22 protein-coding genes are annotated in these 22,267 nt (G+C 67.4%); 13 read left to right on the top strand and 9 right to left on the bottom strand.

Annotated elements, in window-relative coordinates; translation table 11 throughout:
* Nucleotides 1–10: 10 nt before the first annotated feature.
* A complete protein-coding gene (locus ACW6W5_RS07415) occupies nucleotides 11–493 on the bottom strand; it encodes a peroxiredoxin (protein ID WP_121038878.1) in 483 nt (160 codons plus the stop codon).
* A gap of 250 nt (nucleotides 494–743) precedes the next feature.
* Between ACW6W5_RS07415 and ACW6W5_RS07410 the strand changes: the two genes are divergently transcribed.
* Entirely contained in the window at nucleotides 744–1,640 is an 897-nt protein-coding gene (locus ACW6W5_RS07410; protein ID WP_121038875.1) for a DnaJ C-terminal domain-containing protein, read from the top strand.
* 123 nt (nucleotides 1,641–1,763) lie between these two features.
* Here the strand turns inward: ACW6W5_RS07410 and pilH are convergent, their stop codons facing one another.
* Nucleotides 1,764–2,147: a twitching motility response regulator PilH gene (gene pilH, locus ACW6W5_RS07405; protein ID WP_121038872.1), complete on the bottom strand. Its 384-nt coding sequence runs from the start codon at nucleotides 2,145–2,147 to the stop codon at nucleotides 1,764–1,766.
* Nucleotides 2,148–2,236: 89 nt separating this feature from the next.
* Nucleotides 2,237–3,232 (bottom strand): YhdH/YhfP family quinone oxidoreductase, encoded by a 996-nt coding sequence (locus tag ACW6W5_RS07400; RefSeq protein WP_152151995.1) that lies wholly within the window; start codon nucleotides 3,230–3,232, stop codon nucleotides 2,237–2,239.
* 221 nt (nucleotides 3,233–3,453) lie between these two features.
* Here ACW6W5_RS07400 and hflK point away from each other — a divergent pair, with 221 nt between their 5' ends.
* The 4 genes from hflK to ACW6W5_RS07380 all read left to right on the top strand — a co-directional run bounded on the left by hflK (nucleotide 3,454) and on the right by ACW6W5_RS07380 (nucleotide 7,322).
* Nucleotides 3,454–4,575 (top strand): FtsH protease activity modulator HflK, encoded by a 1,122-nt coding sequence (gene hflK / locus ACW6W5_RS07395; RefSeq protein WP_121038866.1) that lies wholly within the window; start codon nucleotides 3,454–3,456, stop codon nucleotides 4,573–4,575.
* Nucleotides 4,572–5,435, top strand: a complete 864-nt coding sequence (gene hflC / locus ACW6W5_RS07390) for a protease modulator HflC (protein ID WP_019186091.1) — start codon at nucleotides 4,572–4,574, stop codon at nucleotides 5,433–5,435. The genes hflK and hflC overlap by 4 nt, the downstream gene beginning before the upstream one ends.
* A gap of 69 nt (nucleotides 5,436–5,504) precedes the next feature.
* A complete protein-coding gene (locus ACW6W5_RS07385; RefSeq protein ID WP_121038863.1) occupies nucleotides 5,505–5,690 on the top strand; it encodes a DUF2065 domain-containing protein in 186 nt (61 codons plus the stop codon).
* Between the two features lie 339 nt (nucleotides 5,691–6,029).
* Nucleotides 6,030–7,322 carry an adenylosuccinate synthase gene (locus tag ACW6W5_RS07380; protein WP_038686937.1) on the top strand — a complete coding sequence of 431 codons (1,293 nt, stop codon included), beginning with the start codon at nucleotides 6,030–6,032 and terminating at the stop codon, nucleotides 7,320–7,322.
* Nucleotides 7,323–7,428: 106 nt separating this feature from the next.
* Here ACW6W5_RS07380 and ACW6W5_RS07375 read toward each other — a convergent pair whose 3' ends face one another.
* Nucleotides 7,429–7,842, bottom strand: coding sequence for an EF-hand domain-containing protein (locus ACW6W5_RS07375; protein ID WP_121038860.1), 414 nt, complete (start codon nucleotides 7,840–7,842; stop codon nucleotides 7,429–7,431).
* A gap of 207 nt (nucleotides 7,843–8,049) precedes the next feature.
* On the opposite strand from ACW6W5_RS07375, the gene ACW6W5_RS07370 reads away from it, so the two are divergent.
* Nucleotides 8,050–8,445 carry a DUF6966 domain-containing protein gene (locus ACW6W5_RS07370; protein WP_152151997.1) on the top strand — a complete coding sequence of 132 codons (396 nt, stop codon included), beginning with the start codon at nucleotides 8,050–8,052 and terminating at the stop codon, nucleotides 8,443–8,445.
* Here the strand turns inward: ACW6W5_RS07370 and ACW6W5_RS07365 are convergent.
* Nucleotides 8,405–9,100, bottom strand: coding sequence for a M23 family metallopeptidase (locus ACW6W5_RS07365; protein WP_121038854.1), 696 nt, complete (start codon nucleotides 9,098–9,100; stop codon nucleotides 8,405–8,407). The two genes, ACW6W5_RS07370 and ACW6W5_RS07365, sit on opposite strands and share 41 nt — an antisense overlap.
* A 3-nt stretch (nucleotides 9,101–9,103) precedes the next feature.
* On the bottom strand, nucleotides 9,104–10,081 hold the full coding sequence (locus ACW6W5_RS07360; protein WP_152151999.1) for a L,D-transpeptidase family protein: 978 nt from the start codon (nucleotides 10,079–10,081) through the stop codon (nucleotides 9,104–9,106).
* Between the two features lie 203 nt (nucleotides 10,082–10,284).
* Between ACW6W5_RS07360 and ACW6W5_RS07355 the strand changes: the two genes are divergently transcribed.
* Entirely contained in the window at nucleotides 10,285–12,417 is a 2,133-nt protein-coding gene (locus tag ACW6W5_RS07355) for a methyl-accepting chemotaxis protein (protein ID WP_121038848.1), read from the top strand.
* Between the two features lie 94 nt (nucleotides 12,418–12,511).
* Here the strand turns inward: ACW6W5_RS07355 and ACW6W5_RS07350 are convergent, their stop codons facing one another.
* Complete coding sequence (locus tag ACW6W5_RS07350) at nucleotides 12,512–13,372, bottom strand: PA4780 family RIO1-like protein kinase (RefSeq protein WP_121038845.1); 861 nt, start codon at nucleotides 13,370–13,372, stop codon at nucleotides 12,512–12,514.
* A 191-nt stretch (nucleotides 13,373–13,563) separates the two neighbouring features.
* On the opposite strand from ACW6W5_RS07350, the gene ACW6W5_RS07345 reads away from it, so the two are divergent.
* The 4 genes from ACW6W5_RS07345 (at nucleotide 13,564) to ACW6W5_RS07330 (ending at nucleotide 17,537) form a co-directional block, all read left to right on the top strand.
* Nucleotides 13,564–14,691, top strand: a complete 1,128-nt coding sequence (locus ACW6W5_RS07345; protein WP_152152000.1) for a type 1 glutamine amidotransferase domain-containing protein — start codon at nucleotides 13,564–13,566, stop codon at nucleotides 14,689–14,691.
* Nucleotides 14,692–14,695: 4 nt separating this feature from the next.
* Nucleotides 14,696–15,382: a response regulator transcription factor gene (locus ACW6W5_RS07340; RefSeq protein ID WP_121038839.1), complete on the top strand. Its 687-nt coding sequence runs from the start codon at nucleotides 14,696–14,698 to the stop codon at nucleotides 15,380–15,382.
* A complete protein-coding gene (locus tag ACW6W5_RS07335; protein ID WP_152152002.1) occupies nucleotides 15,379–16,644 on the top strand; it encodes a sensor histidine kinase in 1,266 nt (421 codons plus the stop codon). Before ACW6W5_RS07340 ends, ACW6W5_RS07335 begins: the two co-directional genes overlap by 4 nt.
* Before the next feature lie 104 nt (nucleotides 16,645–16,748).
* Entirely contained in the window at nucleotides 16,749–17,537 is a 789-nt protein-coding gene (locus tag ACW6W5_RS07330) for a hypothetical protein (protein WP_152152004.1), read from the top strand.
* Between the two features lie 74 nt (nucleotides 17,538–17,611).
* Here ACW6W5_RS07330 and ACW6W5_RS07325 read toward each other — a convergent pair whose 3' ends face one another.
* Nucleotides 17,612–18,052: a HupB gene (locus ACW6W5_RS07325; protein ID WP_193222767.1), complete on the bottom strand. Its 441-nt coding sequence runs from the start codon at nucleotides 18,050–18,052 to the stop codon at nucleotides 17,612–17,614.
* A gap of 36 nt (nucleotides 18,053–18,088) precedes the next feature.
* Nucleotides 18,089–20,179, bottom strand: a complete 2,091-nt coding sequence (locus ACW6W5_RS07320; RefSeq protein ID WP_152152009.1) for a catalase — start codon at nucleotides 20,177–20,179, stop codon at nucleotides 18,089–18,091.
* Nucleotides 20,180–20,361: 182 nt separating this feature from the next.
* Here ACW6W5_RS07320 and ACW6W5_RS07315 point away from each other — a divergent pair, with 182 nt between their 5' ends.
* Both ACW6W5_RS07315 and ACW6W5_RS07310 read left to right on the top strand, forming a co-directional pair.
* Entirely contained in the window at nucleotides 20,362–21,072 is a 711-nt protein-coding gene (locus ACW6W5_RS07315) for an AraC family transcriptional regulator (protein WP_121038827.1), read from the top strand.
* Nucleotides 21,073–21,153: 81 nt separating this feature from the next.
* The coding region (locus ACW6W5_RS07310; protein ID WP_152152011.1) for an amino acid permease at nucleotides 21,154–22,267 on the top strand (1,114 nt) is incomplete at its 3' end.

Here is a 22,267-nt window from a genome sequence, read left to right as displayed (position 1 = left end):
TTGCGTGGGTCTAGCGGGGGAGATGCTCCAGCACGTACTGCGCCGAAGACACGTCGAATTTTCCGGGTTCCTCGATGAAGGTCTCGCGCACGACACCGTCTTCGACGTACAGCGCGAAGCGGCGCGAGCGGATGCCCATGCCCGAGCTGCTGGCATCCATTTCCAGGCCGAGCGCACGGGTGAACTCCCCATTGCCGTCAGACAGCAGCTGCAGGCCGTCGGGCACCTGCTGGCTCTCGCCCCAGGCCTTCATCACGAACGGATCGTTGACCGCCATGCAGAACACCTCGATCCCGCGGTGGCGGAATTCGGGGAACTGCTCGATGTAGCCGGGCAGGTGCCGGGCCGAGCAGGTCGGGGTGAATGCGCCGGGCACGCCGAACAGCACCGCTTTGCGCGAATCGAACAGGGCATGGGTATCGATGGTCTCCATGCCCTCGCGGATGCGCTTGAGGGTGACTTCGGGAATGCGGTCGCCAACGTGGATGGTCATGCGGACTCCTTGGACACAGGCAGGGTAGTGAGGGGCATGGGATGGCCATGTCAACACGTTGAAAAGCAGCCGTGCAGACCCATCTGTAGCGGGAAAGGCAGGCCACGGGGGCAGCGTAGCCCTCCGGGAGGTCGGCCGCATTGCGCAGGATCATTCGCGCCCGGCGTCACGGTGGGCCGGTCCGCAGCGGCTAGAATTGCGCGGACGGTGCCCGCCCACGCGGGTGGCCGAACTTAGTCGAGGTGTTTGGATGGAATTCAAGGATTACTACGCCACGCTCGGGGTGGAACCCACCGCGGGCGATGCTGAGATCAAGACCGCTTACCGCCGGCTGGCGCGCAAGTACCACCCGGATGTGAGCAAGGAAGCCGGGGCCGAGGACAAATTCAAGGCGGTCAACGAGGCTTACGAGGCGCTGCGCGATCCGCAGAAGCGCGCGGCCTATGACCAGCTCAAGGCGCAGGGCTACCGGCCCGGCGAGGAGTTCCATACCCCGCCGAACTACGGCGGTGGCCAGGGCTATGACTTCGAAGAGGTGTTCGGAGGCGGCGCCGGTGGCGGCGGCTTCAGCGATTTCTTCGAGAGCCTGTTCGCGCGTCAGCGCGGCGGTGGCGGTGGCCGCGCCAGTGGCTTCGGCGGTGCCAGCCAGGGCCCGCAGCCGACCCGCGATACCCGCGCCAAGCTGTCGGTGCCGCTGGAAGCGGCCTATCAGGGCGACAGCCTGCGCATCAACGTGGGCGGCAAGCAGCTGGATGTGCGCGTGCCCAAGGGCATCCGTCCGGGCCAGGTGATCCGGCTGACCGGGCAGGGTACCGGTGGCGGCAACCTGCTGCTGGAAGTGGAATACGCCGAACACCCGCAGTTCGAGGTGGATGGCCGCAACATTCTGTACACCCTGCAGGTGACCCCGTGGCAGGCCGCACTGGGCACCAGCATCAGCGTGCCGACCCTGGGCGGTGCGGTGGAACTGAAGGTGCCGGCCGAGTCCGATGCTGGCCGCAAGCTGCGCCTGCGTGGCCGCGGGCTGCCGGGCAATCCGGATGGCGATCAGATCGTGGAGCTGGAGATCATCGCGCCGGCGCCCACCGATGAGGCGCAGAAGAAGGCCTACAAGGCGCTGGCCAAGGCATTCGGCGAGAAGGTGTGATGCAGGCGGTGCGCGGTGTCCGGGTCATCGTTGCGCACTGACCAACGGGCGGTGTCTACCGGGCCGGCCGCGATTGCCTTCGCGGTAGCAGCCGACCGTTGGTCGGCTCACCGTGCCATCGGCTCACGCCGTCGGCGGTTCCTGGTGGCTGAAAACGCGCTCCAGCACCTCGGACAGTTCGTCTTCTGAAAACGGCTTGGTGATATAGGCCTTGGCGCCCTGGCGCATGCCCCACATGCGGTCGGTGTCCTGGTCCTTGGTGGTCACCAGGATCACCGGAATGTGCTTGGTCGCCGCGTCGCGTGCCAGCGTGCGGGTCGCCTGGAAGCCATTGAGGTTGGGCATGACCACGTCCATCAGCACCAGATCGGGCAGCTCGGCCTTGGCCGTTTCCACCCCGGCGGCGCCATCGGTGGCGGTCAGGATCTGGTGCCCGAGTTTTTCGACGATCCGCTGTATCCCCAGCAGCTGCGACGGTGAATCGTCGACGATCAGAATGCGTGCCATGGTGTTCCCCGTGTGATGCCCGCAGTGTAGTGCGGGCCTCGCACCGTCGTGAAGCGCCGGGCGTGCCGTCTGTCGCCCGGCTGCTACGCTCAGTCGATTCGTACCACCGTGCGGCCGTGGTTGCCGCCCGCGAGCAGGCTGTCGAACGCCGCGGGCAGGCCATCCAGCCCCACTTCGCCGGTACAGATCGTCTCCAGATGCGCCGGCTTCCACGCGCCGCCCAGCTTGTCCCAGACCGCTTCGCGCAGATCACGCGGTGCGCTGGAGGAGGAGATCCCCAGCAACGACACGCCGCGGATGATGAAGGGCATCACCGTCATCTCCAGCGCGGGGCTGGCGGCCAGGCCGGCACTGACCACCGAACCGTAGGGCACGGTCTGGGCCAGCAGGCTGGTCAGCATCGCGCCGCCGGCATTGTCCAGGCCACCGCCGAAGCGGGCCGATTCCATCGGGCGGGAGGTCGCCAGCACATCACGCGGCAGAACCTCGCGGGCTCCCAGGTTCCGCAGATAGCCGGCCTGGTCGGCCTTGCCGCTGATCGCGTGCACCTCGAAACCGGCCCGGGTGAAGATATCCACTGCCAGCGAGCCGACCCCGCCGGTGGCCCCGGTTACGGCCAGCGGCCCGTGGGCGGGGGTCTGCCGGTTGTCCAGCATCCGCACCAGGGCCAGTGCAGCGGTGAAGCCGGCCGTACCCAGGATCATCGCCTCGCGTGGGGTCAGCCCGGCGGGCTGCGGGATCACCGCGCTGGCGGCCAGGCGCACATACGGGCTGTACCCGCCATCGCGGGTCTCGCTCAGCCCGCACCCGGTGGCGAGCACCGCATCGCCTTCGCGGTAGGCCGGGTCGGTCGAAGCGACCACCGTGCCGGCCACGTCGATGCCGCCGACGAGTGGGAAGCGCCGCAGGATCCTGCCCTTGCCGGTACCGGCCAACGCATCTTTATAGTTGACCGAGGACCAGTGCGCGCGGAGGACCACCTCGCCAGGGTTGAGCTGGTCCAGGCCGATCGGTTCCAGCCCGGCGTGGTAGCCGGTATCGTCCTGGTGGATGCGGAAAGCGTTGAACCGGTCGGGAATTGCCATGAAGATGCCTGACGGGGGAAAGCACCACCTTACCCGCTGCTCCGGCGCGCGGGGACCCTCACGGACCTTCGCGGATGCGGTTATGAATCGTTCCCCGAGATGGGTGACCCCTTCCAATCCTGTCGATCTGCCCCATCTAGTAGAATCGACAGCGATTTAACGTTTTAACGGTTGACGGTGCGGGAATGGCCCGCAGGCAACCTTACCTTGATGGAGCGTGCATGGCCTGGAATACACCCGGCGGCAACAAGGGCGGACAAGGCCCCGACGAGAATCGACGTGGGCCGTTCGGTCCTCGCGGTGGCGGCAATGGCGGCGGTTGGGGCGGTTTGCCCGGTCCGCTGAAAGACCTGTTCGATGGCGGCATCCTGCGGTGGGTTGCAGTGGCGGCGGTGTTGCTGTTGCTGTTCTCCAGCTTCCAGCTGATCGGCGAACAGCAACGCGGCGTCGTGCTGCGCTTCGGTCAGTTCCATCGCATCCTGCAGCCTGGCCCGAACTTCAAGCTGCCGTGGCCGCTGGAATCGGTCACCAAGGTCAATGCCACCGAGATCAAGACGTTCAGCAGCCAGGTGCCGGTCCTGACCCGCGACGAGAACATCGTCAACGTCTCGCTCAACGTCCAGTACCGCATCGACGATCCGCGCCTGTACCTGTTCGGCTCGGTCGATGCCGACCAGGTGCTGGAACAGACCGCGCAGAGCGCCGTGCGTGAGCAGGTCGGTCGTGCCGACCTCAACAACGTGCTGAACAACCGTGGCCCGCTGGCCGTGGCCGCCGAAGAGCGCCTGCAGGCCTCGCTCGGCAGCTACCGCACCGGTCTGTCGGTGACCGGCCTGACCCTGCCCGATGCCCGCCCGCCCGAGGAGGTCAAGCCGGCCTTCGACGAGGTCAACGGTGCCCAGCAGGTCAAGGAACGTCTGATCAACGAAGCCCAGGCCTACGCGGCCAAGGTGGTTCCGGAAGCGCGCGGCCAGGCCTCGCGGGCCCGGACCACCGCCGAAGGCTACAAGCAGGCCGTGGTCGCCAAGGCCGAGGGTGATGCCTCGCGCTTCAGCCTGCTGCAGGTCCAGTACAAGGACGCCCCGGAAGTCACGCGCAAGCGCCTGTGGCTGGAAACGGTGCAGAAGGTGCTCTCGGAGAACCGCAAGATCATCGGTGGCGATGGCCGCCAGCTGATCTACGTGCCGATGCCGGGCGACAACCGCACCAGCACCAATGCCGCTCCGGCGGTGACCCCGGAAGTCATGCTGCCGTCGCTGCCTGCCAGCACGGCGGTGGATGGCGTTCGCAATGCGGAGCGTCCGACGACGCGCCCGACCGGTCGTGAGGAGGGCAGCCGATGAGAAGTTCACTGTGGATTGGTCTGGCCGTAGCGGTCCTGCTCGGCCTGTTGGGTTCGGTCTACGTGGTCCGTGAGGACCAGACTGCGATGGTGCTGAACCTGGGCAAGGTGGTCCGTGCGGACATCAAGCCGGGCCTGCACTTCAAGGTGCCGCTGGTGGAAACGGTGCGCGTGTTCGATCGTCGCTTCCAGGTGCTCGATACCGCCCCGGCGCGTTACTTCACTGCCGAGCAGAAGGACGTCAGCGTCGACTTCTTCGCCATCGGTTACATCTCCGACGTGCGCGCGTACTTCCGTGCGACCGGCGGCGATGCCCGCGTGGCCAATGCCCGTCTGGCCCCGATCATCACCGACTCCCTGCGCAACCAGATCAACTCGCGTTCGTTGCAGCAGCTGGTGTCGGGGGATCGCAGCGAACTGATCGCCAACCAGCTGACCGGCATCAACGAGTCGGTCAAGGCGCTGGGCATGCAGATCATCGACCTGCGCATCAAGCAGATCGACCTGCCGACCGACAGCCAGGTGATCAACGATGTGTACGAGCGCATGCGCGCCCAGCGTAAGCAGGAAGCGGCCAAGCTGCGCGCCGAGGGTGAAGAGCAGTCGCTGACCATCCGTGCCCAGGCTGACCGCGAGAGCACCGTGATCGTGGCCGAAGCCGAGCGCGACGCCCAGCAGCTGCGCGGTGCCGGCGATGCCGATGCCGCCCGCATCTACGGCAAGGCCGGCTCGGCCGACCCGTCGTTCTACGCCTTCTACCGCAGCCTGGAGGCCTACCGCGGCTCCATGACCGACGGCAACGGCGTGATCGTGCTCGACAAGAACGACCCGTTCCTGCAGTACCTCAAGAGCGATCGCTGAGGCCGCAGGCGGTAGTCATCCACGGGGACCCGGTGCAGACCGGGTCCCCGTTTTGTTTGTGGAGATGTCATGAAAGATCTGTTCTCGGCCCTGTGCCTGGTCGCCGTGCTCGAAGGCCTGTTCCTGTTCGCCGCCCCGTTGGCCTGGAAGCGGATGGCCGAGCAGCTGCTGATGCTGCGCAGCAGCGCCCTGCGCACCTGGGGCGGAGTGATCCTGCTGGCCGGGCTGACCACCCTGTGGTGGCTCAAGCACTGAGCGGGTTACCGCCATGCGCTGGTTGGTAGTGCCGGCCGCTGGCCGGCTCCATGCCATCCCGCGAGCCGGCCAGTGGCCGGCACCTGCCGCGGCGGTCCTGACCGGCCGGTGAAGTCCACCGGCCCCCGGGGTGGCAGCGGCCACCGGAAACCCGGATAATGCACAAAAGCCGGACGGGCACTCTGTTTCAGAGTCACTCGTCCGGCTTTTTCCGTGTCTGGGTACCCCAGCGTCGGCGCGCTCCCCGCTGGAGCCCGCCACCCAGCGCTGCGCGGCGACCCCGGCATGGTCCCAAACCCGCGGCCCCGATGGCCGCACAAAAACCAGGAGTTACCCGTCATGGGTCAGTCAGTTGTCGTGTTGGGTGCCCAGTGGGGCGATGAAGGCAAGGGCAAGATCGTCGATCTGCTCACCGAGGAAATCGGCGCTGTCGTGCGCTTCCAGGGCGGCCACAATGCCGGCCACACGCTGGTCATCAATGGCAAGAAGACCGTGCTGCATCTGATTCCATCCGGCATCCTGCGTGCAGACGCGCTGTGCCTGATCGGCAACGGCGTGGTGATCTCGCCGGCCGCGCTGCAGAAGGAAATCGCCGAGCTGGAAACCTCCGGCGTGGAAGTGCGTTCGCGCCTGAAGATCTCCCCGGCCGCGCCGCTGATCATGCCGTACCACATCGCCCTGGACCAGGCGCGCGAACGCGCCGCCGGCGGCAAGGCGATCGGCACCACCGGCCGTGGCATCGGCCCGGCGTATGAAGACAAGGTGGCACGTCGCGGCATCCGCATCGCCGACCTGCATTACCCGGCCCAGCTGGAAGAACTCCTGCGCACCGCGCTGGATTACCACAACTTCGTGCTGACCAATTACCTCAAGACCGACGCGGTCGATTTCCAGAAGACCTACGACGAAGCACTGGCCTTCGGCGAATACGTCGAGCCGATGAAGTCCGACGTTGCCGGCATCCTGCATGACCTGCGCAAGCAGGGTAAGCGCGTGCTGTTCGAAGGCGCCCAGGGCGCCCTGCTGGACATCGACCACGGCACCTACCCGTACGTCACCAGCTCCAACACCACCGTCGGTGGCGCATTGGCCGGGGCCGGCGTCGGCGCCGATGCGATCGACTACGTGCTGGGTATCGCCAAGGCCTACGCGACCCGCGTCGGCGGTGGCCCGTTCCCGACCGAGCTGGACGATGAAGTCGGCCAGGGCATCCGTGACCGCGGTGCGGAGTACGGCGCCTCGACCGGCCGCCCGCGTCGTTGCGGCTGGATGGACATCGTCGCGCTCAAGCGCGCGGTGGCCATCAACGGCATCAGCGGCCTGTGCATCACCAAGCTCGACGTGCTCGACGGCATGGAAAAGCTCAAGGTCTGCATCGCGTACGAATACCGCGGCAAGCGTACCGAGTACGCCCCGCTGGACGCGCAGGGCTGGGAAGAATGCACGCCGGTGTACCTGGAGTTCCCGGGCTGGACCGAGAACACCCACGGCATCACCAACTGGGATGACCTGCCGCCGGCCGCCCGCGCTTACCTGCGCGCGCTGGAAGAGCTGGCCGGTTGCCCGGTGAGCATCGTCTCGACCGGCCCCGACCGCGACCACACCATGGTCCTGCAGGATCCGTTCGCCTGATCAGGCGCGTAGTGCCGGGCCATGCCCGGCATTGCGTGACTGTGTAAGGTGCAAGGTGTGAAACGAAGCCCCGCGCAAGCGGGGCTTTTTCGTTGCCTCGCCCCCTTCAGCGCCGGCCGACGCCCATCTGCAGTTCCGACAGTTCAAGGTTCTCATCGTGGTTGGCATCCAGGCTCTGGAAGCGCATCTGCGAGGAGCGACGCATCTCCTCGGCACTCAATTCGCCATCGCCGTTGAGGTCGGCGATGCGTACCCATTCCGCCGCCGAGAACTCGCCATCGCGTTGCGGGCCGAGCACCGCCTGCACTTCATCCACGCTCACCCGGTAATTGTGATCCGCATCGACCAGGCGGAAAAAAGCATCCCCGTCGTACTCATCGCGACTGACCTTGCCGTCGCCATTGCGGTCCAGCATCGCGAAACGATCCGGCGCGGTGGCGGGCAGGTCCTGCGCCGCGGCGGCGCTTGCGGCGACAGCGCCGCAGAGAAGGAGCAGGGCAACGCGGTGCGCGAGCATCATCACAGTTGTCTCCAAGACCGCAGGGGGAGGGGGGCATGCCTTCAGCACGCAGTGTCCGCCGCGTCGATGCCCGGGGCAACGGCAATTTCCCGCATTCGCGACAGTAGTTTTACTGGTTGCCCGCGCCCATCGGACCGGCGTGACCACGTCCGCCAGCGCGGGGCCATGGCATGCTGTGCAGCCTCACCAATCAGCAGGGGCGACAGGGTGTCTGAAGATCACGTGGCCACCGGCATGAGCAGCGCGGACCGCGCGTTGCATGCGGTGGTGTCCGAGCTTGAAGCGTTGCTGCGCAGCGACGGGGAAACCCACTGGGCCGACTGGATGCAGCGGGTCATCACCCAGCTTGAGCAGGGCGATCCAGGCGCGCCGGAGAGCGTGCTGCGCGCCTATGGCGGCATGGGGTCGTTCAATGATGTTGCGTTGGGCCTGGATTACAGCAACGGCCACTTCCAGTGGCGCGCAGACGCGGGTGAACTCAATGAGCGCCTGGATGCACTGCGCGGTCGCGCCTGGCAACTGGCGCGGGCGATCCGGGACGCCCCCCCCCGGTACGCGTTGATCAAAGGGCCTGCTGCCCCTTCAACACCGGATAAGGATTGATCGATTCGCCTTTCCACCACTGCTTTTCCGGACCCAGTACATGGATCTCGAAATGCAGGTGGGGCGCCTCGGGACTGGCGTTGCCGGTGCTGCCGACATAGCCGATCACCTCACCGCGCTTGATCGTCTTCTTCTCGGCCAGCCCATCGGCGTAGCGGTCCAGATGCGCGTAGTAGTAGCAGTAGCGACCGCTTGGCTCGAACTGGTACACCGTCAGTCCGCCCCGCACACTGTCGAACAGTTTCTCCACCGTCCCATCCGCGACGGCCAGCACCGGCGTCCCGTTCGGCGCCAGGATGTCGATCGCATCATGCACGCGGCCTTCGCTGCGCGCATCGGTGAAGGTGTCCTGCAGCTGATCGGCCCCGATGCCCTGCACGGGCAGCAGCAGCGCGCCCGCCGCGCCGCTTGTCGGTGCGGGTGTCGAACCGCCCGCGTCCGGCGCGGGCGGTGTGGCTGACGTGTCGGCAGGCACCGGGTTCGTGGCCGGCGTCGTCGGCGGCGGGGCATCAAGCGCTGCGCGGGCCGAACTGGTGGCCGATCCCACCTTGGCCGGTTCGGCGGCGCCGAGCCGGGCGGAGGGGCCGGGCCCCAGCAGCCAGTAGCCGACCACGCCGATCACCAGTCCCACTGCCAGCAGTCGAAAGGTCTTCATGGCTTACTCCTGCATCACGACCGGCACCGAGGCATCGACCGCAGCGGCGACCTGCAGCGCATCCCAGTTGGTCATGCGCACACAACCGTGCGATTCGGTCTTGCCGACATGGCCGGGTTCGGGCGTGCCGTGCAGGCCGTAGTGGGGCTTGGAGATGTCGATCCAGACCACGCCGACCGGATTGTTCGGGCCCGGCGGCAGGACCGCCTTGCTGTCGCCCGCCTTGGCATCCCAGAACAGCTTGGGGTTGTAGTGGAAGGTGGGATCGCGGGAGATGCCCAGGATCTTCCATTTCCCGATCGGCAGCGGGTCATGCTTGCTGCCCGAGGACACCGGAAACTGCGCGTAGACCTTGCCGTCCGCATCGAACAGCCGCAGCGTGGAGTCGGATTTGTCGATCACCAGCTTGCTGGCCTTCGGCAGCGGGGCGGCCGCGATGTTCGGCACCTGGATCACGCTGCCGGCCTTGCCCAGGTCCACGCCCGGATTGAGCGTCTTCAACAGCTCGGGGGAGGCGTGGAAGCGCTCGCCCAGCGCTTCTTCGATCGAACCGAAGCCCAGGGTTTTCAGCTTGGCCTGCGCGGCCGGACCCTTGGGCACCGGCTGGAACGGACCGGCCACGTCTTCCGCGGTGAGCGTGTAGCGCACCAGCGGCGGGGCGGCATCCGGCTGCAGCGCCTGCCAGGTGGCATCGTCCAGTTCGCCGCTGACCTTCAGCCCGCGTGCGGCCTGGAAGCCGGACACGGCGCGCTTCTGGTTGGAGCCGCGCTCCCCATCGATCTGGCCGGGGGAGAAGTGCGCGCGGTCCAGCAGCACCTGCGCATGCAGATCCGAGCGTGGCCCGGTCGCCAGCGGCGTCGCGTCGGCGTCCGGGATCGCGGCGGGCGCGGGTGCCGTCTGTGCGACCGCCCAACCGGAGGAGGCCCCCAGGGCGAGGGAGAGCGCGGTGAGGCGGGCGAGACGGTGCAGGCGAAGGGACATCGGCAACTCCAGCGGGAACGTGTTTCCACCATGCCTGCCGGGCGTGCGCACTTGCCGTGAAAAGCCTGACGGAGGGCTGAGCGGCGATGCGGGGGCAACGCCAGGGTTATGTGAATCCATTCACAGCGGGCTCACGGCCGTCGGTCAAGGCGCTGCGTCTGGCGCCGATACCAGCCCACCCCCCCACGTTTTTCGGATGTCTCATGGAATTTTTGCGGAACGTCAGCGTTGTCTGGCGTCTAGGCATGGGCTTTGGCCTGTTGTTGCTGCTGGTCGCGGCCGTCGTCGCCACCGGCGCCACCGGGAGTGCGGTACAGAAGCGCGCGATGCAGCAGGTGGTCGAGGTCAACGTGGCCAAGGTGCGGCTGCTCTCGGACATGCTCGATGCCAACAACCAGATGATGGTCGTGCGCCGGGAGATGCTGATCCGCCAGGGCGACGGTCTGGCCGAGGATGAGGCGCGCATCGCCGCGCTGGTCGCGCGCTATGAAGCCAGCTGGGCCGGCTACCAGGCCTTGCCCGCACAGCCGGAAGACAAGGCCGTCGGAGACGCCATCGCGGCCGCCCGCGCGGTGGCGCGTCCGCTCAACAAGCAGATGAGCGAACAGCTGCAGCAGGGCGATTTTGCCGCTGCCACGGCCCTCACCCTGGGCGCCGTGCAGGCCGCTGCCAATGGCTGGAACCAGGCGCTCAGCGATGGCGTGGTCTACGAGGAAAAGGAAAGCCGCGAGGCCGCTGCCGAAGCGATCCGGCTGGGCGAGCGGACCCTGCTGCAGCTGCTGGTGCTGGGCGCGATCGCGCTGGTGGTCGGCATCGCCGCCTCCGTGCTGATCGGCCGCAGCCTGACCGGTCCGCTGGCCCGCGCCGTCGGCCTGGCCACCCGGATGGCCAAGGGTGATCTGGCCCATGACGTCCATCTGGGCGGTCGCGATGAGATCACCCAGCTCGGCAACGCCATGGCCACGGTCCGCCAGGGCGTCCAGGGCGCGATCACCGCGCAGTTGGACATGGCCCGCCAGCATGAGGCCGGTGCCATCAGCCATCGCATGGACGAAACGGCCTTCCCGGGCGATTTCGGCCGGATGATCCGGGCCACCAACGAATTGGTCGGTTCGCACGTGGCCGTCGAGTTCCACATGGTCGAGGTGATGCAGCGCTACGCCATCGGCGACCTGAGCCGTGATCTGGACAGCTACCCGGGCGAGAAGGCCGTGCTGACCACCACCATGGCCACCGTCAAGGCCAGCCTGATGGCGATCAACCAGCAGATCGAGACACTGGCCTCGGCCGCACGTGCCGGCGACTTCTCCGTGCGCGGCGACGAGCCGGCGTTCCAGTTCCAGTTCCGCGCGATGGTCGCCCAGCTCAACGGGATGATGGCCAGCTCGCAGGCCAGCATCGCCGACCTGTCGCAGGTACTGCGCGCGATTTCCACCGGCGACCTGACCTCGCGCATGGACGGCCGGTACGAAGGTGTCTTTGCGCAGATGCGCGACGATGCCAACGCCACCGCGGTGCAGCTGACCGGCATCGTGCAGCAGATCCAGGGCGCGGCCGGCAGCATCAACGATGCCGCGCAGGAACTGGCGGCCGGCCACAATGACCTGTCGCGCCGTACTGAGCAGCAGGCAGCCAACCTGGAAGAAGCGGCGGCCTCGATGGAGGAGCTGACCTCCACGGTCCGGCAGAACGCCGAGCTGGCCAACCAGGCCGACCATGAAGCCCATGCGGCGGGTGCGGCGGTCAAGGCGACCGAGCAGGCGATCGCGCAGATGGCCGCGGTGATGAGCGAGATCGACCAGTCCTCGGCGCGTATCTCCGAGATTTCCTCGGTGATCGACGGCATCGCCTTCCAGACCAACATCCTCGCCCTGAACGCGGCCGTCGAAGCGGCCCGTGCCGGTGAGAACGGACGCGGCTTCGCGGTGGTGGCCACCGAGGTACGCACGTTGGCGCAGCGCGCCGGCACGGCGGCCAAGGAGATCAAGGACCTGATCGATGAGTCCAGCAGCAAGGTCAAGACCGGGCTGAGCGTCACCGTGCAGTCCGAAGCGGCGATCGCCCGCCTGACCCAGGCCAGCTCGCGCACCAATCAGCTGATGAGCGACATTGCCGCCGCGACCAAGGAACAGGCCGCCGGCATCGAGCAGGTCAACCAGGTGGTCGTGCAGATGGACCAGGTGACCCAGCAGAACGCGGCGCTGGTGGAAGAAGCCACCGCCGCCAGCCGCGCGCTGGAGCAGCAGGCGCACGCACTGACCGAATCGGTGGCGGTGTTCACGCTGGAGGACCCCTCTGCAGGCCTGCGCCGCCCGGCGTCACTGCAGGCCGCGTGACGGCACCCGCGCGCTGAGTTGGACGGAAAAGCCCCGCATCGGCGGGGCTTTTTTTCATGCCGATCCAGCCGCCCGGCGCAACGGCGCGCCCGGCTCAGTCCTCGTTCTCTTCCGCTGCTTCGCGACCCTGCTGGCGGATCAGCGCTTCTTCGCGCGCATCGTTGATCGCATGGCGCACGCCATCCAGATCGATGCTGCTTTCATCCTGTTCGAACTCGCCCGTCAGCACGCTGTCCGGGAGCAGATCGCCGGCCTCGAACAGCGCCCACATCTCCTCGCCGTACCAGGTCTCCAGCAGCTCCGGCGCCCAGCGGCCCAGGTACGCGGTGAGGTTGTTGACGTCGCGCAGCAGCATCGTGCGCGCGGCATTGTTGCCCGCCGCACTGACCACCTGGGGGAAATCGATCACCACCGGGCCTTCCGGGCCGACCAGCACGTTGTACGGCGACAGATCGCCGTGGATCAGGCCGCAGCACAGCATCCGCACGACCTGGCGGACCAGGATCTGGTGGAACTCGCGGGCCTGTTCCGGACTGAGTTCGACCTCGCCCAGGCGCGCGGCGGAATACCCCTCGGCATCGGTCACCAGCTCCATCACCAGCACGCCGTGGAAGTAGCCGTACGGCTCGGGTACGCGCACGCCGGCATCGCGCAGCTGGTACAGCGCCTCCACTTCGGTGTTCTTCCAGGCCGCTTCCTGCTGCTTGCGGCCGTAATTGCTGGCCTTGCCCACGGCGCGCGCTTCGCGGCTGCCACGGACCTTGCGGCCTTCCTGGTACTGCACGCGCTGCTGGAAGCTGCGCTGCGCCATGTCTTTGTAGACCTTCGCGCAGCGCACATCGTCGCCGCTGCGGACCACGTATACCGCTGCTTCCTTGCCGCTCTTGAGCGGGCGGAGCACTTCATCGATCACGCCGTCGTCGATCAGCGCCTGCAAGCCTTGGGGGGTCTTCACGGTATCTCGGGAATCGGCTGGCGCGGGGCCTGCCCTGGAGGGGGAGGGATTTTCGCATCTTCGGGCCGATGGAGCCATCGACACGGCGCTCGGCGGCCCGGTTGTTCAGCTGCGTGCACGTCCACGCGGGCTTGAACTCTGATTCACATCCGGCCTGCAGGCTGACGTCACTTTCCCAAGGAGTGCCGCCCATGATGCTGTCCCTGTTGCGCCATACCGGTGCCGTGCTGGCCTTGTTGCTGGCCGTTCCCTTGCTCCATGCCCGCCCTTCGGCGGGCGATACGGTGCTCATCGTGGTCAGCGGCGAGGGCCGTGACCAGGGCAAGACCCGCCCCGGGTTCGAGATGGACGAATTCGCCCAGGCTTACCTGATCTTCCGCGACAACGGCCTGGCCGTGCAGGTGGCCAGCCCACGCGGCGGGCCGGTGGAGGCCGACAAGTTCGATGCCAAGGAGCCCTTCAATGCACGCGTCCTCGCCGATCCGGCCGCGGCCGCGTTGCTGGCCGATACCCGCGCCACCGCCACCCTCCGGGCGGCCGACTATGCGGCCGTCTACGTGGTCGGGGGCAAGGGGGCGATGTTCGATCTGCCCGCCGATGCCGCACTGCGCGGTCTGCTGGGCGCGATGCACGATCGCGGCGCGGTGGTCGCGGCGGTCTGTCACGGCCCGGCTGCGCTGGTGGACGTGCGGCTGGCGGACGGATCGCTGCTGGTGGCCGGGCGGCGCGTGACCGGCTTCACCAATGCAGAGGAGGGCGTGTTCGGCAAGCGCTGGGCGAAGGAATTCCCGTTCCTGCTGGAAACGGCGCTGCGCGAGCGCGGCGCGCGCTGGGAACAGGCGCCGCTGATGATGCCCAGACTGGTGGTGGACGGTCGCCTGATCACCGGGCAGAACCCGTATTCGACACCGGCCGTCGCCGAGGCGATCGTGCGCGCCACCGGTCGCACCCCGGTCACGCGCACGCCCTGGCGCGATGAGGCCAGCATGGCGCTGGTGCAGCGCCTGCTGGCCGGTGAGGGGGAGGTGGTCAAGCACGAGCTGGCCAGCAACCGTACGGGCTATCACGACCAGCTGATCGGCGTGCTCGGCTACTACCAGCTGCAGGCCGCGCAGGACGATGCTGCCGTACGTGACGCGCTGGCGATCATGCAGCTGGCCGCGCCGTACATGAGCGAACCGCAGCTGCCGCTGGGCATCGCCCAGGCGCATTGGCGGCTGGGCGAGGTGGCACAGGCGCGCACGGTGCTCGGCAAACTGCTGGAAACCCACCCGGACATGGCCGAAGCTAAGCAGCTCAAGGACACGATCGAAGGCTGACACCATGGACGACGGCCTGCACATCCTGGTGATCGAGGACAACCCGGCGCTGCGCGCCGGCATGGCCACGCTGCTGGAGGCCCGCGGCCATCGCGTGGCCTTCGCCGCCGATGGCCGCAGCGGCCTGCAGATGGCGCTGGAAGAGCCGCCGGAGGTGCTGGTGCTGGACCTCACCCTCCCGGGCATGGATGGTCTGCGCGTGTGCAGCCATCTGCGTGAACAGGCCGACCGCCACATCCCGATCCTGATGCTGACCGCGCGCGACACGCTGGCCGACAAGCTGGTCGGCTTCCAGGCCGGTGCCGATGACTATCTGGTCAAACCGTTCGCAGGTGAGGAACTGCTGGCGCGATGCCTGGCTCTGGCCCACCGACACGGCCGACGCGGCGGGCACATGCTGCGTATCGGATCGCTCGGCATCGACCGCCGTAGCGGCGCCGTGTGCCGCGGTGAGCAGGCGATCGAGTTGCCGCAGACCGCCTATCGGCTGCTGGTGCTGCTCGCCGAAGCCTGGCCGCGTACGGTGACCCGCAGCGAGTTGATCCGCCGTCTCTGGGGCGATGAGGCGCCGCCGTCGGATCCGCTGCGCTCGCATCTGTACCTGCTGCGCCAGGCGTTGGACAAACCGTTCGAGCGGCCGATGCTCAAGACCGTGCACGATGTCGGCTTCAAGCTGGAGGCCGACGCATGACGGCACGGGTGCATTGCCTGCGCAACCGGTTGATGCTGGCTTTCGCGGTGTTCGCATTGGTGGTGGCCGGCCTGTTCGGCCTGTACGTGGCGGTATTCGTGTACAGCGTGGAGGATCGCTTCTTCGATGCGATGCTTGAGCAGGAAGCGCAGCAGCAGCTGGATCAGCGGGCCACCCGTGGGACGTGGTCGCCGCCGCGCAATGCGTTCATGACGATCCACGACAGCCCTGCCACGTTCCCGTCCGATCTCAAGGCCACCTTCGATGCCGAGCCCTTGCGCCGCGAGATCGCCGGTACGCAGGGGCGGCACTATCACCTGCGGCCGGTGCAGCCGGAAGGAGCCGCCACGCCAGGGTGGCTGGTCGCCGAGGTCAGCCAGCAGCTGGTGGTGCGGCCGATGCGCAGCCAGATCCTGGCGCTGCTGGCCTGGTCCGGACTGGCCGTGGTGGTGGTCGCCATCCTGGCCGGCGCATGGCTGGCTCGACGTACCACGCGGCCCTTGTCGAAGCTGGCAGCGCTGGTCGATGAGATGGTGCCGGACAGGCTGCCGTTGGGGTTCGCCGGGGGCTTCCCCGATGACGAGGTCGGCGTGCTCGCCCGCGGCCTGGACAATCTGAGCGGGCGCGTGCGTGCCTTCATTGCGCGCGAGCATGCCTTCACCCGTGATGCCAGCCATGAGCTGCGCACGCCATTGGCAGTGATCCGCAGCGCTACCGAACAGCTGGCCAGCGAACCGGGCCTGTCCGAGCGTGGGCGGCAGCAGCTTGAGCATGTGCAGCACTCGGCGCGGCAGCTCGAACAGACCGTCATCACCCTGCTCACGCTGGCCCGCGAAGAGAACGTGGAACAGGACGCGACACCACTGGCGGTGCTGCCGGTACTGGAACAGGTGGTGATCGAGCAGGCCGCGCTGCTGGAGGGCAAGCCGGTGGAAGTGCGGGTCGACGTGCCGGCCGACGTGCGCCTGCCGGTGCCCGGGCCGGTGCTGCACATGCTGCTGGCCAATCTGGTCGGCAATGCATTCGCGCATACCCGTTCGGGTGAGGTGCACATCGAGGTGGCGAGCGGGCGGCTTCGGATCCGCAACACCGCCCTGGCGGGCGATGCCGAGGCGATCATGCGGCCGTTCACCAAGGGCGAGGGCAGTGCCGGGTTCGGGCTCGGCCTGGCGATCGTGCAGCGATTGTGCGCCCGCTTCGTCATCGACCTGCGCATCGAAGGGAGCGAGCACGCCACGGTGGCCAGTTTCAGCGTGCAGTGAGGCGATCCGGCATGGCGGCCGCGGCGACCGGGTGCCATCCGGGGCGGGCCCGCTTCCGTCCATCGCCAAAGTGCGCGATGCTCTGCCGAACGGGGGAGGGGCGCATGGGCAACAGGGACGAGGGCAGCAGTCACGGGGATGTCCCGGCGGAGCAGACGCCGACCGATTGGTCGTTGCTGCCGATCACGCATGGCAACGAAGATTCGATGGTGGCCGTGATCTGGCGCCTGCTGCGGCAGGAGCCGGCGCTGATGGTGAGCGCGGGATATGTGTTCCTCTCCGTGCTGGGGCTGTGGTCGAGCTACTTTTTCTACTTCAAATTCCGGCTGTCGATCCTGGACTACCTGCAGGTCAGTGACTTCCTGGTCGCCGGGCTGCGCGATCCGGCCTACCTGTTGATCCTGTTGCTGGGGGCCCTGCTTGCCGTGGTGCTGGGCTGGCCGGAGACGCTGCGGCGGCGCAATCCTGCCAAGGTGGCACGCCTGCGCGCGAGGCACTGGGGATGGCGGATGCTGTTCTCGGAGTCGCCGTGGATGAACTGGGAATTCTCCGGGCTGCGCCCGCTGACCGGCATGTGCATTGCGGTGGTCTGCTTCATGGCATTCGGCGCGGCGCTGTATGCCCTCAGCTCGGCCGAGAAGATCCGCGATGGCAGGGGCGGTACGTCGGTGCAGGTCGTGCTCGGGGGTGACGCGGTCGCGCTGCCCGGCACTGCGAAACTGCTGGGTTCCAGCAGTGCGTTCGTGTTCCTGTGGTGGCCGGAACAACGGCGTGCCGAAGCCGTGCCGATCGGCTCGATCCGCCGGCTGCAGTCGATGCCGCTGCCGGTGAAACCGGTAGCACCTAGAACGGTCACGCCATCGAAGCCGTCCACCGTGCCAGTGCCGCGGTAAGCGCTGCGCCTGCGCTCTGCCGCGTGCTGCTCCAGGCAGCACGCGGTAGATGCACGGCGGGCCCTGTGCGCAGGTCAGGCCTTGCCGGTCGCTCGCTTTCGGGCGCCGGTCGTTGATGCGGATTTCCGGGTGGCCTGCTTCGCGACGGTCTTCTTCGCCGCTCTTTTTGTCGTCTTTTTGACCGCGGTTTTCGCTGTCGCTTTTTCAGCGGCCTTCTTCGCCGTCTTCGTTACGGTCTTCTTGGTGGCCTTCCCGGCGGCTGCTTTCGGAGCGGCCTTCTTGGCAGCGGTTTTCTTTACCGCTGCCTTCTTCGTCGGCGAGGTCTTCGCGGTCTTGGCGGCCGTGTTGTTCGCACTGCCGCGCTTCTTCCCGCCACCATCCTGCTTGTTGACCGTGGCCCAGGCGATGCGTTCGGCGGTGGCCTCGCTGCGGCCCCGCGCTTTCTCGCTTTCCTCGATGTGCTCGGCTGTGCGCTTCTGCTTGTCGGTATAGCTGGATTTATCACCGCGTGGCATGGTCGTGCTCCTGTCTGGTGACGAAGGTGGCGCCGCTCAGGCGAGCGCGCGCACCTTCGGTTCGCGGGCCCACTGCCGCGTAGCGGCGGCAGCAAGGAAGGCCTTTGCGTCCTCGGCCTCGACCACCCCGGCATCGTTGCCGACCCGGGCGACCTTCAACAGCGCCTGTGCGCCGTCGTCGGCGGCGATCGCCTTGAGGTGGGCCCAGGCATCACTGACGAAATCGATCGCGGCCGATTCCTTGCTCAGTTTCTTGGCGGCATCACTGCTGAGCACCACGGCGACCGCATCGAAGACCACCGACGGCGTGCCGGCCAACTGGCCGTCCGCGGCGAGCGTCTTGCCATCGCTGAGCCTGGCGCCACCGATCTTCGGTGCGACCAGCTTCACGCTGGCCCCGGCCTTGTCGGCGGCCTTGCGCAGGTTGGCGATCAGGGCCGCATCGGAGCCTTCGTCGAACAGGATGCCGATGCAGCGGCCGGTGAGCAGGTCCTTGGTGCGGCCGATGATCCGTACCTCGGGCGCCTTCGGGAAATCCTGCGCCGGGGTCTGCGTGGCGGCCGACTCGGGCAGCGCGGGCATCGCCAGGCCATCGGCGACCCGCTTGGCCAGGGATTCATCGATGTTGCGCAGGTGGCTCACCGTACGCTCGCGCACCTTGACCGTTTCCACCTTGGACAGCTCGAACACCAGTGCGGAGGCGAGGTGCGCCTGCTCCGGGGCTTCCAGGCTGCGGAAGAACATCCGGGCCTGGCTGTAGTGATCGGCAAAGCTCTCCGCGCGCACGCGGCCCTTGCGGCCGTCATCCGGCGCGGTGGCATGGCTGGGGAAGCCATCGGCGGTCTCACGCGGGCTGTCGCCCTGCAGCGAGCTGGGATCGTAAGCGACCCGGCCCTTCGGGATGTTCATCTGCATGTGGCCGTCGCGCTGGTGGTTGGCGAACGGGCACTTGGGCGCGTTGACCGGGATCTGGTGGAAGTTGGGCCCACCCAGGCGGCTGAGCTGGGTATCCAGATAGGAGAACAGGCGGCCCTGCAGCAGCGGATCGTTGCTGAAGTCGATGCCCGGCGGGACGTTGGCCGGGCAATAGGCGACCTGCTCGGTCTCGGCGAAGAAGTTGTCCGGCCAGCGGTCCAGCACCATGCGTCCGATCACGGTCAGCGGCACCAGCGACTCGGGAATGATCTTGGTCGAATCCAGGTGGTCGAACGGGAAGGCCTCGGCCTGTTCCTCGGTGAACAGCTGCACCGCCAGCTCCCACTCGGGGAAATCGCCGGCGGTGATCGCCTCGAACAGGTCGCGGCGGTGGAAGTCGTTGTCCGCGCTCTGCAGCTTGACCGCCTCATCCCACACGGTGGACTGGATACCCAGCTTCGGCCGCCAGTGGAATTTGACGAAGGTCGACTCGCCGGCATCGTTGATCAGCCGGAAGCTGTGGATGCCGAAGCCTTCGATGGTGCGCAGCGAGCGCGGGATCGTGCGGTCGCTCATCGCCCACATGATCATGTGCATCGATTCGGGCATCAGCGACACGAAGTCCCAGAAAGTATCGTGTGCGCTGGCCGCCTGCGGGAAGGCACGGTCCGGCTCCATCTTCACTGCATGGATCAGGTCAGGGAACTTGATCGCGTCCTGGATGAAGAACACCGGGATGTTGTTGCCGACCAGGTCCCAGTTGCCTTCCTTGGTGTAGAACTTCACCGCGAAGCCGCGCACATCGCGCGGGGTATCGACCGAACCGGCGCCGCCGGCCACGGTGGAGAAGCGGGTGAACAGCGGGGTGCGCACGCCCACTTCGCTCAGGATCCGGGCGCGGGTGTACTCACCCAGCGAGCGGGTCAGCTCGAAGTAACCGTGCGCTGCGCTGCCGCGCGCATGCACGATGCGCTCCGGGATGCGCTCATGGTCGAAGTGGGTGATCTTCTCGCGCAGGATGAAGTCTTCCAGCAGGGTCGGCCCGCGCGGGGTGGCCCGCAGCGAGTTCTGGTTGTCACCGATCGGGATGCCCTGGTTGGTGGTCAGCACCGGGTGGCCGTTGCCCGCACGCTGGTGCAGTTCATCCCCCTCGCCGCGGACATCGGTGGCGGGTGCAGGGGCGTTCTTCGTGCTTTTCTTGCTGGCGGCCATGAGGCGACTCCGGGAGCTGGCGGGAAGGGGGATCGCTTCACACTGGCGGCCGGGGCGTTAATCGAGGGTGCGAAAACCGGGCGCTGCTTGCACCCGCGCTTCACATGCGGTGCCCCGGCGCTGGGTGGCGCGCGTGCGGGCAGGTATCCTTGGGCGCGTCTTCCCCTGTTCTCCCCAACCGCATGCGCGTTGAACCCGCCGACATCGAAGCCCTGTTTGATGCGATCCCCGACGTCCTGTTCTTCATGAAGGACTGCGACGGGCGCTACACGCATATCAACCAGACCATGCTGCGCCGGCTGGGCCTGAAGTCGCGCAAGGACGTGATCGGACGCACCGCGGCGGAGATCTATCCGACCGGGCTGGGCGCGGACTACGCCACCCAGGATGAGCAGGTGCTGGCTGGCAAGGTCATCGAAAACCTGATGGAACTGCATCTGTTCGCCAACCGCGAGCCGGGCTGGTGCCTGACCTGCAAGCGGCCGCTGCTGGTGGAGGGGCAGATCCGCGGGCTGATCGGGATCTCGCGCGACCTGGGCCAGAAGGACAGCCTGGGCACCCAGTACGAGCAGCTGCGCCTGGCCCTTGCCCATCTGAATGCGCATTACGCCGAGAACGTGCGCATGCAGACCCTGCTGGACATCACCGGGTTCTCGCTGTCCAAGCTGGAGCGCACCTTCCGCAAGGTGTTCCAGATGACCCCGCAACAGGTGTTGACCCGCTTGCGCATCCAGATGGCGGTGCACCTGCTGCATGGCCCGGACAGCATCGCCAGCATCGGCCAGGCCTGCGGCTTCACCGACCAGAGCGCCTTCACCCGCAAGTTCAAGGCCGAGGTCGGGCTGTCGCCGCGGGCCTACCGTGCCCAGATCGGCGAGCGTGCCGCTGCCTGAGGCGGGGTGGGGCTTCCGGCCTATGCCGTCGCGCGGCCGACAGGGTATGGTGTCGCACTTGTTGCCCGCCAATCGATTCCGATGCCCGCATCCCAGACTCCGGCTCCTGCCACTCCGCCCGCCGATACCCGCCTGGGACACGCGCTCAAGCCCCGCCAGCTGATCATGATGGGCCTGGGCAGCGCGATCGGCGCCGGCCTGTTCCTCGGTTCCGGGGTGGGCGTCCAGGCCGCCGGCCCGGCGGTCCTGCTGTCGTATCTGGTCGCCGGCGCGCTGGTGATCATCGTGATGAACGCGCTCGGCGAAATGGCCGCGGCCAAGCCGACCAGCGGCGCGTTCTCGGTCTACGCCGCCGACGCCATGGGCGCCACCGCCGGCGCCACGGTGGGCTGGCTGTGGTGGGTGCAGCTGGTGATCGTGATCGCCGCTGAAGCGGTCGGTGCGGCCGGCCTGCTCGCCACGGTCTGGCCGGCGATTCCGGTGCCGATGGCGGCGCTGGCCTTCATGCTGTTCTTTACGGCGATCAATCTGCTCGGGGTGAAGAACTTCGGCGAGTTCGAATTCTGGTTCGCGATCCTGAAAGTGGCCGCGATCGTCGGCTTCATCCTGATCGGCGTGGCGTTGCTGATGGGCTGGCTGCCGGACGTGGCCTCGCCGGGCCTGCGCAACTTCACCGAGCACGGTGGCTTCATGCCCAAGGGCCTGGCCGGGATCGGCGCGGCGCTGCTGGTGGTGATATTCGCCTTTGGCGGCACCGAGATCGTGGCGGTGGCCGCGGCCGAAACCGAAGATCCCGAGCGCAGCATCGCCCGTGCGATCCGCACCGTGGCCTGGCGCATCCTGGTGTTCTACATCGGCTCGTTGAGCGTGATCATCGCGGTGGTCCCGTGGACCAGCGAGGCACTCAGGTCGCCGTTCGCGGCGGTGCTGGAAGCGGCCAAGATTCCGGGCGCGGCGACGGCGATCACGCTGATCGCGGTGATCGCGCTGCTGTCGGCGTTGAACGCCAATCTCTACGGTGCGTCGCGGATGATGTATTCGCTGGCGCAGCGCCGCGAGGCGCCGGCGGTGCTGGGCTGGACCGATCCGCGCCAGGTGCCGATCATCGCGGTGCTGGCCAGTGTGCTGTTCGGTTTTGCGGCGACGGTGATGGAGCTGGTGTTCCCGGACAAGGTGTTGCCGGTGCTGCTCAACA

Source organism: Stenotrophomonas sp. IS26, from assembly GCF_054188265.1.
The sequence above is the reverse complement of the archived record's forward strand: the minus strand, read 5'-3'. Positions and strand labels throughout refer to the sequence as shown.